1 protein-coding gene (only partly in view) is annotated in these 15,692 nt (G+C 73.2%); it reads right to left on the minus strand.

Features of this window, described 5'->3' with window-relative positions:
• Window positions 1-15,692, minus strand: partial view of a non-ribosomal peptide synthase/polyketide synthase gene (locus Q1A98_RS07610; RefSeq protein ID WP_299571582.1) — the 3' end only. Its footprint extends 21,523 nt past the window's final position; 15,692 of the gene's 37,215 nt are visible here — the last part of the coding sequence; the start codon falls outside the window, past its right edge; it ends in the stop codon at window positions 1-3.

The raw sequence follows: 15,692 nt of genomic DNA on the forward strand, positions 1-15,692 counted from the left end.
TCAGGGCGCGCGGAGGTGCACCGCGACGACGGCGAGGACGTCGGCGTCGCCCATCTGGAGATGACCGGCGTCGACGTCGACGCGGGTCACGCTGCCGCAGTACGGTTCCCAGCTCGCGGCGACCGCTGCGGGGTCGGACTTGTCGGCCGTCGCGACCACCACGACGGCGGGCGCCCGGACCCGCCCGGGTCGGTGCCCGGCGGCCACGGCATCGGCGTCGGCGAAGCTGTCCATGATCGCGGCCACACGGTCGGCCGGCAGCAGCCCGCTGCGCGCGATGTGGTCGCGGACCACCGCGGCGACCTCGTCGGGGGTCGTCGCCTGCACGTCGTCTCCGAGGTCGAACAGGGTGCGCCACCCGTCGAGCGGGTCCACCGGTGCAGCGTCGGCTGTCCGCACGTCGAGGTCACCGACCCACGTGTCGAGCAACCCGAGCACCGCGACCTGCTCCCCCGCCACTTCGAGCTGCTGCGTCATCGCGTGCGCGATGTGCCCACCGAGCGACCATCCGAGCAGGTGATACGGCCCGTGTGGCTGGACTTCTCGGACCTCGGCGACGTACCGCCGCGCGTACGCATCGATGGACGCCGGTGCCGGCTCACCGGCGACGACCGCCGGGTCCTGCAGCGCATGGATCGGTCGGTCGGGCAGGAACGGCGCGAGTCCGCCGTACATCCAGGCCAGTCCACCCGCGGGATGGACGCAGAACAGCGGTGGTCCGCTGCCCTCAGCGCGCAGCGTCAGCAGCACCCGACCCGCGTCCCCACCGCCCGCGACTCGCGCCGCGAGTGCCCGCGGGGTGGGGTCGGAGAAGACCCATGGCAACTCCACCACGATCCCCTGACGCCGCAGCTTCGTGACCGCCCGCGCTGCCGACAGCGAGGTGCCGCCGACGTCGAAGAAGGTGTCGGTCGGCGCGATCGACGGCACGCCCACGACCTCCGCGAACACGGACGCGATCCACCGTTCCGTCTCAACGAGGAGCCCGGCGGCGGGTTCGACGGCGCGATCGTCCGGCACCCGAGGTGGCTGCGGTGGCGATGTCGGCGCCGTCGCCGCAGCGGGCCCACCGATCACCTCCACCGCGCCGTCACGGATCCGCGCCCGGTCGCCGGTGCGGTACATGCGTCCGCCCGGCGGCCCGACGGGGTCGGCGACGAGGCGCGTCGCGGTACTCGCCCCGGGATGCATCGGCGGGACCGCGGCGCCGCGCAGCCACAGGTCGCCGACGAGCCCGGTCGGCACCGGTCGCACCATCCGGTCGAGGACGACGGGGGCGTCGCTCGTCACGGTGATGGGCTCGTCGTCGAGCACCGCGTCGCCCGGCGCGACACCCGCGACGAGCGCGTCGACGACACGCAGGAACACGTCGCGGAACCGTTCGACCGTGCCGGCGTCGTAGATGGCCGCGGCATAGGTGATCGATCCCCGGAGCCCGTCCGCGGTGTCGGCGACGCCGACGGCGAGGTCGACCTTCGCCGGCTCGGGTCCGAGGTCCACCCCGCGGACCGTCACCCCGAGATCGCCGAGGACGTCGGCGGCGAACTCGTCCTCCTCCAGCAGGTTCAGGGTGATCTGGTGGATCGGCGGCCGACGGTCGGCACGGTCCGGCGCGAGCATCTCGACGAGGAGGTCGAACGGCAGGTCGGCGTGGGAGAACGCGGCGGTGTCGTCGTCGCGGACACGCGCGAGCAGATCGTCGACGGTGTCGTCGGGCCGCGACGCAGTGCGGAGGACGACGGTGTTGACGAACATCCCGACCATGTCAGCGGTCGCGGGATGGCGTCGCCCGCTGACCGGCGCGCCGATCACCACGTCGTCGCAGCCGGTGAACGCGGCCACCGTGATCGAGAGCGCGGCGTGCAGTGTCATGAACGTCGTCAGTCCATGTCGGCGGCCGAGGGTGAGGAGTGCGGCGGAGCGTTCCACACCGAGGTCGAGCTCGACGCGGCCGCCCGTGCTGTCGGCGACGGGCCCTCGCGGACGGTCCGTCGGGATGTCGGTGCGCACGGGCAGGTCGGCAAGACGCTCACTCCACCATGCCGACTGCTCGCCGAGCACTGACGCGGGGTCGTCGCTATCGCCGAGAACGGCGTGCTCCCACAGGGTGTGGTCGGCGTGACCGATCTCCAGGGCCGGCAACCGGTCCCCGACGACCCGTCGGCGGTATGCCTCGGCGAGATCGCGGGCGAGGATCCCGGCGGACGCGGCGTCGCCTGCGATGTGGTGGAGGACGACGACGAGGCGGTGCCGGTTGCCGGATCCGGCCAGGGCGGCCCGAATAGGCATGTCGCGCGTGACGTCGAACCCTATGCTGCACAGGCTCATCGCGTCGTCGATGGCTACCGGCTCGCTCCACCAGCCTCCCCCGAGTGCCTCGTCCGTGTCGAGGATTCGCTGGTACGGGACGCCGTCGTCGTCCGTCGGGAACAGCGTGCGCAGAGCGGTGTGTCGGGCGATGACGTCACCGACGGCGCCATGCATTGCCGTGCGATCGAGAGGCCCGTCGATGTCGAGGGCGACCGGCATGAGGTAGGTGGTCGACGACGGGTCGAGCTGGTTGAGGAACCAGATCCGTCGCTGCGCCAGACCCAGCGGCACGACCGACTCCGGGTCGCGGGGACGCAGGGGCCGCGCCGCCCGGCGGGCATCGCGCACGGCGTCCGCGAGACCGAGAACGGTCGGGGCGGCGAGGAACTCGCGGACACCGAGGTCGACGCCGAACGCCTCCCCGACGCGGCCCGCGACACGCACCGCGGACAGCGACGTGCCGCCGAGGGCGAAGAAGTCGGTGGTGGCGTCGGAGACGCCGAGGATGTCCTCGACGATCAGCGCGATGCGGGCCGCGACCGGGTCGCCCGGTGGGGCCTCCGATGACGGGGCCGCGTCGGCGGACGGCGGCGGCAACGCCTTCCGATCGATCTTGCCGGCGACGCTGTGCGGCATCGACTCCAGGTGGACCCACCGGGTCGGGCGCATGTACGCAGGCAGTGTTCTCGCGACATGCTGTGCCACGGAGTCACTCTCGGCGGAACCGGTGTGATACCCGACCAGCAGGTCACCGCCGGGCTCCGCCACGACCGTCACCGCGGCCTGCATCACGCCCGGCGCGGTCGACATCGCGATCTCGACCTCGCCGAGCTCGATGCGGTGGCCGCGGAGCTTCACCTGGGAATCCCGTCGCCCGAGGTATTCGAGGTCGCCGTCGGCGTTCCACCGCACCAGATCGCCCGTGCGGTAGAGGCGGGCACCCGGCTCACCGAGCGGGTCGGCGACGAAGCGTTCCGATGTCAGACCGGTTCTCGCGGCGTATCCCCGTGCGAGTTGGGGGCCGCCGAGGTACAGCTCCCCCACGACCCCGAGCGGAACCGGTTGCAAACGCTCGTCGAGCACGTGGGTGACGCTCTGCGGGAGGGGACGTCCGATCGGGACGGACATCGCGTCGGGATCCACGCGATGGGCGGTGATCTCCACCGCGGCCTCGGTCGGGCCGTACAGGTTCCACAGCGGCGCACCGGGCATCAGCGCACGTGCTGCGCGCGTGTCCGCGACGGAGAGCGCCTCGCCGGTCGTCGAGACGCGTCGCAGGCTCGAGAGCATCTCCCGCGTCCGCGGGTCGCCGGCGAGGACGTCGCAGAAGAGGGAGAGCAGCGACGGGACGAAGTGCACGCTCGTGACGCCGTGCGTGGCGACGAGGTCGCGGATGTGGAACGGGTCGCCGTGCAGGCCCGGCTCCGCGAGGACGACGGTCGCTCCGACGAGGAAGGGCGAGAACAGTTCCGGCACCGACACGTCGAAGGTGATCGGGGTCTTCTGGAGCACGACGTCGTCGGGCCCGAGCGGCTGGTCGTGCTGACCCCACGCGAGGCGGGCCATGATCGCCCGGTGACTGACGGTCACGCCCTTCGGCGCACCGGTCGACCCGGAGGTGAAGATCGTGTAGGCCGCGTGATCGGGACGGACCCGCGGCGGGGCGGCCGAGGCGACCGGGGCAGGCCCGTTCTCGTCGCCGAGGGCCACCACGGTCACCTCGCCGCGAACGTCCTCCGTGCCGACCCACGGGGCGTCGCGGGAGATCAGGATCACCGGAGCGCCGGCGACCCGCAGCATCTCCGCCGACCGGTGCACCGGCGCGTCGAGGTCCAGGGGCACGTACTGGCCACCCGCGACGACGACCGCGTGCACGGCCACGATCATCTCGATCGACCGCGCGATCGCGACACCGACCGGCACGTCCGGGCCGACACCGAGCGCGACGAGCTCCGCCGACAGGCGGGCGGTCCGGGTTGCCAGGTCGGCGTAGGTGATCGACTCCGCACCGCCGTCGGCGCGGTAGGCGATCACCGCAGTCGCGGCCGGATCGCCGGCAGGCAGGCCCCGCAGCGCCTCGGCGAGTGTCGCCCCGAGCGGCGGCACCGCCGCGCCGCCGTCGGCGAGTCGTCGCACCTGCACGGCCTCCTCCGCGTCGAGGAGGGCGATGTCGCCGACGGGCACACGCGGTGTGGCCGTGACCGTGTCGAGGATCGACAGGAGCATGCGGGTCCAGCGCCGGATGGTGGTGCGCTCGAACAGGCCTGCGTCGTGGACGATCTCGAGATCCCAGGAGCCGATGTCGGTCACGGTCACCGTGATGCCGAGGTCGTACCGCGCTGCGGGGATCCCCACGGCGAGCGGCTCGACGGCCAGACCGTCGGGAGCGGCGGCGGCCGTGACCGGCTCGGCGTGGTTCATCGCCAGCATCACCTGCGCGAGCGGCGCGAAAGCCTCCGACCGGTCGTGGACGAGACGGTCGACGAGCAGGTCGAACGGGACCTCCGCGCGGTCGAACGCATCGATGTCGTCGTCACGGACCACAGCGAGCAGATTCTCGAACGACCCGCTCGTGTCCACGGCGGACCGGAGCGCGAGCGTCGAGACGAACATGCCGACGACGTCGTCGACGACTGCGCCCCCGCGTCCCGACACCGGTGTCGCGACGAGGATGTCGGGTGTCCCGGTGAGTCGCGCGAGCAGCGCGGCGACCGCGGCGTGGACGACCATGAATGTGCTCGCGCCCTGCGTGCGGGCGAGTGCGTCCACCGCGGCAGCGAGGTCGCGGGGGACCGACTCCCGCACCACGCCCGTCCGGCCCGACGCCACCGGCGGCCGTGGCCGGTCGGTCGGCAGCGGGATCAGCGAGGGCGCGTCGGACAGGCGCTCCAGCCACCACCGCAGGTCGCGGCCCAGCCGCGAGCCGGCGTCGTCGGCCGCGCCGAAGGCCTCTCGCTGCCACAGGGCGTGGTCGGCGAACTGCACTGGCAGCGGCACGAACAAGGGTGCCCGACCCGCGATCCGGGCGCTGTAGGCGGCGATCAGGTCGCCGACGAGCGGCCGCGCCGACTGTCCGTCGACGGCGATGTGGTGGGCGACGAGCGCGACGAGCCAGTCGTCGTCGGCGCGAGCGACGACGCGGACCCGTAGGGGCAGGTCCGTGGTGACGTCGAAGGTCGCGACCGGGGCGACCGCTGCGCGCACGTCCGCGCCGGGGTCGTCGTCGGTGGACGGCACGACGTCGACCGCCACGTGTGCCTCCGCGGGGTCGAGGGTCCGCTGGTACGGCTCCCCCGCTGCGGACGGGAAGACCGTGCGCAGCACCTCATGCCGTCCGACGACGTCCGCGACGGCGCCGCGCAGCGCCTCGACGTCGAGGGGACCGCGCAGACGCACCCCGATGGGCACGGTGTACGCCGTCGACGTCGGGTCGACCTGGTTCAGGAACCAGATGCGCTGCTGCGCGAAGGACAGCGGGATGTGTTCGGGCCGTTTGGTTCCCGCGGTCGGGCGGGGTCCCGCGATCGCGGGCAGGGACCGGATCCGTGCGGCCAGCCCCGCGATCGTCGGGGCGTCGAGCACGTCGCGCACCGTGATCGCGACGCCCATCTCGTCCGCGACGCGTGCGATCAGGCGCGTCGCCGACAGCGAGGTCCCGCCCAGGGCGGCGAAGTCGTCGTCGGGGCGGAGTCGCTCGGGGTCGATGTCGAGGACGGAACCCACCAGCACGGCGACGGCGCGGTCGGTGTCGTCGGCGATCGTCCCCGCCGGGGTGGTGGGGCGGGATGGCGCCGACGTGTCCGACACCAGTGCGCGCCGGTCGATCTTGCCGATCGGCGTGCGCGGCAGCGTGGGCAGCACGGTGAGTGTCGCGGGGACGAGGTGCGACGGCAGGGCGTCGGCGAGGAACCCGCGTAGGTCGGCCGTTGTGACCTCGGCGGAGGTCTCGACGAAGCCGGCGAGTGCCGTGACCGGTTCTCCCACACCGACGACGGCCGCCGCGACGACGGCCGGGTGGGCGGTCAGCGCGGATTCCACCTCGCCGAGTTCGATGCGCAGCCCGCGCATCTTGACCTGGTGGTCGGTCCGGCCGTCGGAGTACAGCTGCCCATCCGCGGCGCGACGGACGAGGTCGCCGGTGCGGTACATACGAGAACCGGGTGGGCCGAAGGGACACGGCACGAACCGGTCGGCGGTGAGGTCGGGGCGGTGGTGGTACCCCCGTGCCAGGCAGTCCCCCGAGAGGTAGAGCTCGCCGCGGACTCCGTCGGGCACGGGCTGCAGGCGGGCGTCGAGGACGACCGCCGTCGAGCCCGGCATCGGGAGACCCAGCGGCACGGAGGCGTCCGGGGCGACGGGGGTGGAGGTGAGGCACGCCATCGTCGTCTCGGTCGGTCCGTACGAGTCGTAGAAGGCGCGGTCGCCCGCCCATCGGCGCATCTCCGCGTCGGGGACGGCCTCGCCGCCGACCAGCAGGTGCCTGATCGGGATCCGCGCCGGATCACGCAGGGACGCCAGCACACTGGTCACGATCGCCGTGTGCGTCGGAGCCGTGGCCGCGATCCACGCCGCGAGCTCGTCGCCACCGATCACCTCGGGAGGGGTGACGACCATCGCCCCGCCCTCACAGAACGCCCCGAGGACCTCGAGCATCGCGACGTCGAAGGCGGGGGAACTGATCCCGAGCCACCGGGTGTCGGGGCCGACGTGGTGGCGTGACCGCAGGGTCGCGACCATCCCGGCGACTCCGGTGTGGCTGACCAGCACACCCTTCGGCGTCCCCGTCGACCCGGAGGTGTGGATGAGGTAGGCGCCGTTGTGGGGCCGCACCGGACGCAGTCGGTCGCGGTCGGTGAGCGGGGCGCCCAGCGCCGGGTCCTCGTCCGCGCGGCGCCGCAGGTCGGCGATCGCGGCGGCGTCGAGGCGGATCGACGGGATGGTGTCGACGGTCGTGGAGGCGTCGTGCAGTGCGAGGACGCCGCCGCTCGAGGCGATCACCGCGCGTACCCGCTGCTCGGGGTGGCGGGGGTCGACGGGGCAGTACACGCCACCGGCCTTGGCGACCGCCCAGACGGCGACCTGGACGAGTGCGGTCCGCGCCTGGGCGCTGACGACGACGTCCTCGGTACCGATTCCACGGGCGATGAGGTCGCGCGCGAGCACCGAGCTGACGAGGTCGAGTTCGCGATGGGTCCAGAGGGCGCCCGCGTCGAGGACGGCCGGGGCATCGGGGTCGCGCGCGGCCGCGGCGGCGAGCATGTCGGGCAGGAGTAGCGACGCCGGCGGGTCGAGCGGCGCCGGGATCGCCTGTGCACGCTCGTCGTCGAGCAGTAGGTCGACGTCGCCGACGACCTCCTCCGGGTCGGCAGTGAGCGTGCGGAGCACGTGCACCCATCGGCGGGCGAGCCGCGCGGCGGTGTCGCCGTCGAACAGGTCGAGGGCGTGGACGACACCGACACGCCACTCGTCGTCGTCGGCCGTCGCGACGGCGAAGGTGAGGTCCACGGCCGTGGTCGTGACCGGGGCACTGACGATCTCGGCGTCGAGGGGCGCGGTCGAGTTCGCGGCGACGTCGACCGCGACGTCGTCGGTGACGGTGAGGCGGATCTGCGCGAGCGGGGCGAACGCATCGGAACGCACGGCATCGACCCGCTCGATCACGTCCTCGAACGGGGCGTCGGCGTGGGCGAACGCGTCGAGGTCGGCGTGACGGACCGTGTCCATGAGGTCGAGGAACGACTCGGACCCCGACACCGGGGTGCGCAGGGCGATCGTGTTCGCGAACATCCCCACGAGGTCGTCGAGGTCGGCCACACCGCGTCCGGCGACGGCTGTGGCGACGACGACGTCGTCGGTCCCGGCCAGCCGGTGCAGCAGGACGGCGAGCGCGGCGTGCAGCACCATGAACGGCGTGGCGCCCGTTCGCCGGGACAGCGCGGTGATCGCCGCCGCGACGTCGGCGGGGATCACGGTCTCGACGGCACCGGCACGGCCGCTCGCGACCGCCGGACGGGGGCGGTCGGCGGGGAGGTCCAGCACGGGTGGCGCACCGGCGAGGGCGGTCTCCCAGTAGGCGAACTGGCGGTCGAGACCACCGGCGGCGGTGAGGGTCTCGTGCTGCCACAGGGCGTGGTCGACGTACTGCACCGGCAGCGGCGCCCAGCCGGGAGCACCGCCCGCGGCACGCGCGACGTAGGCCGCGAGGAGGTCGCGGAGCAGCACCGGGCCGGACTCTCCGTCGGCGGCGATGTGGTGGACGACGAGCACGAGCAGCGACGGCTCACCCGCGACCAGCCGCACCCGCATGGGGAGGTCTGCGGTGAGGTCGATCCCGGTGTCGAGGAGGGCGAACGCCGCGGTCTCGTCGGACACGACCGCCCAGTCCAGACGCGCCGCCGCGGTCGCGGGGGCGAGGACCCGCTGCCACGGCGTCCCGTCGGGCGCGGTCGGGTAGACCGTCCGCAGAATCTCGTGGCGATCGAGCACGTCGATCACGGCGAGCCGCAGGGTGTCGACGTCGATCGCACCGCGCAGGCGCAGGGCGATCGGGATGAGCGACGACGGCGTCCCGGGTGCGAGCTGTTCGACGAACCACATCCGACGCTGCGCCGACGACAGCGGTGGACGGTCGGGCCGCTCGCGCGGGACGAGGGCCGCGACGTCCCTGCGCGGTGCGTCGGCGACGACGCCGGCGAGGCGGGAGATCGTCGGCGCGTCGAACAGCGCACGCACGCCGATGTCGACCCCGAAGTCCGCCGAGAGCCGCGCCACGACCCGCGTCGCCGACAGCGACGTGCCGCCGAGGGCGAAGAAATCCGCCGTCGCCGAGGGGTTCTCGACGCCGAGGACGTCGCCGATGATCCGCGCGATGGTCGTCTCGACTGTGCCCTCGGGGGCGACATGGTCCTCGACGTCGCGTCCGGGCTCCGGGCTCGGCAGCGCGCGCCGATCGGCCTTCCCCGACGGGGTCAGCGGGATCGCGTCGAGCCGGACCCAGGTGTCGGGACGCATGTAGCCGGGCAGGTCGCGCACGGCCTCGCGCAGATCGTCGTCCGTGGCGTCGTCCCGCGCGGTCACGACGTGGCCGACGATTCGTGCCCGCTCACCGGTCCCGGCGACGGTGACGACCGCCGACCGCACGGCCGGCGACGCGACGAGAACGGCCTCGATCTCTCCGAGCTCGATGCGCTGTCCACGGATCTTGACCTGAAAGTCGATGCGTCCCAAATACTCCAGCACGCCGCGGGCGGTCCACCGCACGCGGTCGCCGGTCCGGTACAGCCGTGATCCCGGAGGACCCAGGGGGTCGGCGACGAAGCGGTCGGCGGTGAGATCCGGGCGCGACGCGTACCCCCGCGCGAGCTGCACGCCGCCGAGATACAACTCGCCGGCGACACCGGTCGGCACCGGGACGAGGCGGTCGTCGAGCACCCACGTCGTGGTGTTCGCGACGGGCCGCCCGATGGGCACGGGATCGTCGCCCGGCGCGACGGGATGGGCGGTGACGTCGACCGCGGCCTCGGTCGGGCCGTAGAGGTTGTGCAGCGCGAGACCGGGCAGTGCGGCGAGCAGCGCCCGCGCGGTCGCGGCGGTGAGCGCCTCTCCGGAGGTGACGACGAGGCGCAGGCTCGCGAGGTCGGCGGCGCCGTCACCGATCTCGTCGACGAACACACCGAGCATCGACGGGACGAAGTGCATCACCGTCGCGCGCGACCGCTTCACGAGGTCGAGCAGGTGGTGCGGATCGCCGTGACGCCCCGGTTCGGCGAGGACCAGTCGAGCACCGGTGACGAACGGCCAGAACAGCTCCCACACGGAGACGTCGAACGTGACCGGGGTCTTGCCCACGATCGTGTCGGTCGCGTCGATCCGGTGGTCGTCCTGCATCCAGCCGAGTCGGTTGATCACCGCGCGGTGGGAGACGGTGACCCCCTTGGGCGTCCCGGTGGATCCCGATGTGAACAGCGTGTACGCCGCCTCGTCGGGGTGGACGCGCGCGACCTCGTAACGTCCCGCGGTCCGCGACGTCACGGGCACCAGGTCGACGTCGTTGCCGCTCAGCGCGGCCGGGAGAGAACCGTCCTCGACGAGCACGAGACGGACCCCGGCGGTCGACAGCATCGACCCGGCACGGGCGGGCGGCGCGTCCACGGCGATGGGCACGTACTGCGCTCCCGCAGCGACGATCCCGTGGATCGCGACGACGAGCGCGACGGAGCGGTCGATGCACACACCGACCGCCTCGCCCCGCCCGACCCCCTGACGACGGAGGTCCTCCACCACCGCGGCGACCCGCGCCCCGAGGCCGGCGTAGTCGAGGACGGACCCGTCCGGGCCGGCGAGGGCGGGTGCGGTCGGCGTGGCCGCGATCTGACGCGCCACCAGTGCGGCGAGATCGGACTCGGTGGCGATGCCGGCATCCCCGTCACCGATCGGATCCGTGTGGACCGTCGGGCCGGTCGAGAGTGTCTGGACCGTGCGCGACTCCGCGTCGCCGAGCAGGTCGATGGCACCGACCGGGACCCGCGCGTCCGCGACGGCGGCCTCGAGCACGGCGACGATCCGGCGCCCGAACGATGTCACGGTGGTCGCGTCGAACAGGTCGGTGGCGTAGACGATCTCGGCGTCGAGCGCACGCAACGAGCCGTCGTCGGCGCGGTCGGCGGAGAAGCCGACCGACAGGTCGAAGCGCGCGGCCGGGACACCCGGGTCGACAGGGGTCACCCTGAGGCCTGGCATGGCATCGAGGTCGATCCCGCGGTGCTGGGTGAGCGTGAGCATCACCTGGGCGAGCGGCGCGAAGGCCGTCGACCGTGTGGGGGCGAGCACGTCCACCAGATGCTCGAACGGCAGGTCGGCGTGGGCGAAGGCGTCGGCGTCGCCCGCGGCGACCATGCGCAGGAACGTGCCGAACGGCTGCGCGGGGTCGACCTTGGTCCGCAGGACCAGCGAGTTGACGAACATGCCGACGAGAGGGTCGAGTTCGGCGCGTCCGCGACCGGCGACCGGGGTCGCGACGGCGACGTCGTCGGTGGCGGCCGTGCGCGCGAGCGCCACGCCGAGTGCGGCGTGCAGCACCATGAACGGCGTCGCCCCATGCGCCCGGGCCAGGGTGTCGAGGCGGTCACGGATGTCGTCGGGGATGTCGACGCGGACGAGTCCGCCCCGCTGCGACGCCTCTGCCGGACGCGGGCGGTCGGTCGGCAGGTCGAGCAGGTCCGGGAGAGCATCCAGACGATCTCGCCAGAACCGTTCCTGCGCCGCGATCGGCGAGCGCGGATCGTCGAGCGCACCGAGCTCACCGGCCTGCCACACGGCGACGTCGGCGTACTGCACGGACAACGGCTCCCAGTCGGGCTCGTGGCCGTCCAGGCGTGCGCCGTACGCGGTGGCGAGATCCGCCACCAGCGGCGCGAGCGACTCGCCGTCGGCCGCGATGTGGTGCAGCGTGAGGACCAGCAGGTGATCGTCGGGGCTCTCGCGGACCACGCCCACCCGGATCGGGACCTCTGTCGCGACGTCGAAACCCCGTGTGGGCGCGGAACGCACGGCGTCGGGATCGTCCAGCCACCACGACCGGCTGGTCACGACCTCGTCGGCGTCGAGGATGTGCTGCCAGGGCTCACCGGACTCGTCCTGGGCGACGACGGTGCGCAGCGTCTCGTGGCGTGCGATGACGTCGCCGACCGCGTCACGCAGCGCCGTGACGTCGAGCGGGCCGTGGAGTCGCATCGCGAACGGGATCGTGTAGGCCGCCGATCGCGGATCCCAGCGGTTGATGAACCACATCCGCGTCTGGGCGGGGGTCAACGGGACGCGTTCGGGGCGGGCGCCGGCCGGGATCGAGTCGACGCTCGCGGCGAGATCCCCACCGCGCGACTCGATCAGCGCCACGAGGGCGCGAATCGTGCCTGCCCCGAGAACGTCGCGGACGCCGACGGTCAGCGTGGTCCCCGCGGTGACCCGCGCGGCGATCCGGGCGGCCGACAGCGAGTTGCCTCCGAGGTCGGCCAGTGTCGCCAGCACCGACGGCCTCGGGGTCCCGACGACGTCCGCCACGAGGCCCGCCACGAACTTCTCCAGGCCACCGACCGCATCCGCGTGCTCGACGGGTTGCCCCACCGGCGACGAGGTGGACGCGCGGGCCCGCGACGTCGGTCCGCTGTCGAGCGCCGCGGTCCCGCCGGTCGAAACCGCGGAGACCACCGTGGACGGGCTGTGCGCGACCACGGAGAGGACCCGACGCAGGGTGTCGAGGACGGCTGCGGCACGGCCGTCGTCGATTAGTTCGGGAAGGTGACGCAGCCGGATGACCAGGCGATCGGCGGCGGGGACCGTGACGAGGGTCAGCGGGTAGTGGGTGGCGTCGGTGGACACCACGCCGCGGATGTCGAGACCGTCTGTCGCGGCGAGGGTCTCGGTGTCGACGGGGAAGGACTCGAAGACCGTGACCGTGTCGAAGAGCGGCCCACCCCCGCCCGCGGCGGCGATGTCGGCGAGTCCGAGGTGCTGGTGGTCGAGCATGCGGGTCTTCGACCACTGCAGCGCGGTCGCGACATCGGCGACGGTCGCCGCGTCACGGACGGCGACGGTCGCGGGGATCGTGTTGATGAAGAGCCCGACCATCGTGTCGGCGCCGGGGAGCTCGGGTGGGCGCCCGGACACCGTCTCGCCGAACACCACCTGCTCGATCCCGGTGATCCCCGACAGCACGATTGCCCATGCCGCCTGCACGAGGGTGTTGGTGGTCGCCCCGAGGCGACGTCCGGTGGCCGTCAGCGCGGCCGTGAGATCGGCGTCGACGATCCACTCCCGGGTCCGTGGCGCCGACGGGCGGGGTACCCGCAGGTCGGGCGCGACGAGCGTGGGTTCCTCGACGACCGCGAGTTCCTCGGCCCATGCCGACCGCGCGGCATCGGCGTCGCCGTCGGCGAGGAACGCGAGGTAGGCACCGAAGTCGTTCTCGGGCGGTCCATCAAGACTGCGGAGGTCGTCGTGGCCGGCGAGCAGTTCGGCGAGGACCAGGGGCGCGGACCACCCGTCCAGGACGAGGTGGTGCGCTGTGATCACCAGGGACGCACCGATCTCCCCGTCGGCCAGGACGTGGATGATCCACCGGAAACGCAGCAGAGCAGGGGATCCGAGATCGAAGGGGGTGACGCGGTCGACGTCTGCCAGAGCCGCGACCCGCGCGCCCACCGCATCGCCCGGCAGGTCGGTCAGGTCGTCCTGTGCCCACCCGGCCCGCGCCGTCTCCGCGACCACAACGACGGGCCTGCCGCTCGCCGACCGGACGAAGCCCGACCGCAGTACTCGATGCCGCGCGACGAGCGCATCCGCCGCGGCGCGCATCCGGACGGGGTCGGCGGAGGGTCCCAGGGTGAGGACGGTCTGGACGACGTACACGTCGAGCGGATCCTCGACGCCGGTCAGTGCCGCCTCGGACTCGACGAGCATCCCGGCCTGCAGCGGGGTCGTCGGCCAGAGCGTGGCGCCGGGATGGTCGCGGAGCAGGAGGTCGATCTCGGACTGCGTGAGTCCGGTGCCGCCGAGGTCGGTCTCGCTCGGACCGGGATCGCCGACCGCCGCGACGTACGAGACGACCGTCGCGAGGTGGTGGCGCCAGCGGTCGGCGACGGCCGGCGCGTCGTCGACCTCGAGCAGGGCTGCGGGCCACGCCATCTCGAGATGCATGACTCGCCCACCCGGTGCACTGGCGGTCGTCACCGTGGCGGTGAGGGCAGCCGTCGCGACCATGGTGCCGCGCGCGGTCGCCGGGAGAGCCGGAGCGGACACGTCGGGCACCGGGACGCGCCCGTCGCGCTCGCCGACACCGCCGGCCGCACCGAAGTAGTTGAGCGCGATCGCCGGGGTGGTCAGCGTCGACCCCGGCGCCCATCGCAGGGCACCGAAACCCAGTCCGCGTTGCGTCATCCGAGCGCGGGTGTCCTTGACCGCCTTGACCGTCGCGGTGACGTCCCGCCCGACGGACACCGCCACCGGGACCAGTCCCGTGAACCACCCGACGGTGCCGCTGAGATCGGCACCCGCGGCGAGGGATTCCTCGCGGCCGTGCGTCTCGGTGAGGAGCGCGACCCGGTTCGCACCGATGTCCGCGGGGTCACGACGGCCGAAGACGTCGACGAGGGCGTGCGCCAGGGTTGCGATGAGGACGGTGTCGACGCCGGTGCCGTAGGCGGTCGCGACATCGGTGAGGACGGCCTCGGCGATCTCCGCGGGCACCGTCGTCCGCGTGGTCGTGACCGTGGACTGACGATCACGCGTGGGATCCATCGCCCGCTCGGGCCCGGCGCCGGTCCCGATCGCCCCGGGCGCGGTCGCCGCGGCCCACGGCGCCGGGTCGTCGCGGTCCATCTCGGCGAGCACCCCCGCCCAGCGACGGGCCGACGTGCCCGGCTCGGCGAGCGCGACGGGTCGTCCCGCCCGGATCTCCGACCACGCGACCGCGAGGTCGGTGCCGATAATCTGCCAGGACACGGCGTCCACGGCGATGTGGTGGATCGCGATCACGAGCCGGTCGGGACCGTCCTCGACGGGGACCAGCGTCGCGCCGACCACCACACCGCGAGCGGGGTCGAGGTCGGCCAGCGCCCGGGCGTGCGCGCTCGGGATCGTGGTCGGCAGGGATGCCTCGCCGACACGGTCGTGCTCGCGGATCACCACGGCGGCGGGATCCCCGGCACCGGCGACCACCCCCCATGACAGGTCATCCCCTGGCCAGACGTCGCTCACGGGGACCAGTGCGGCCGTGAGCATCGGGTGGTGCGCGACGACGGCACGCAGGACTGCGGTCGGGTCGACCCCGTCGTCCCCGGGCAGAGCCAGGACCATGGCCTGGGAGAAGTCGCGGATGGCGTCGGGATCGTCGTCGGGGACGAGGTCGGCCATCCACCGCAGCGTCGGGGTCGGCGTGACGGGACCGATCGCGCCGCCGGGGTACTCGACCAGCGGCGGCACGGCCTGCGCCCGCGCGGCCGCCGCGATCGCGCGGACCGTGCGGTGGTCGAACACCATGCGCGGCGTCACGGTGACACCGGCTGCGCGGAGGAGAGAGACCAGGCGGATCGACATGATCGAGTCGCCGCCCATCGCGAAGAAGGATTCCGTCACCGACACCGCGGGGCGACCGAGCACCGCCGCGACGATCTCCGCGACGACACGTTCGTCCGACGTCGCCGGGGCCACGAGCGCATCGCCCCCGGTGTCGTCCCGCAGCGGTGGGAGTGCGCGGCGGTCGAGCTTGCCGGCGGTCGAGAGGACGACATCGTCGAGCACGACCCAGCGGGTCGGCACCATGTACTCCGGCAGCGCATCCCGCGCTGTGGCGCCGACGGCGTCGAGGTCGATGTCGGTGCCGGCGA

The sequence above is a fragment of the uncultured Williamsia sp. genome, from assembly GCF_947494875.1.
Classification (GTDB): domain Bacteria; phylum Actinomycetota; class Actinomycetes; order Mycobacteriales; family Mycobacteriaceae; genus Williamsia_A.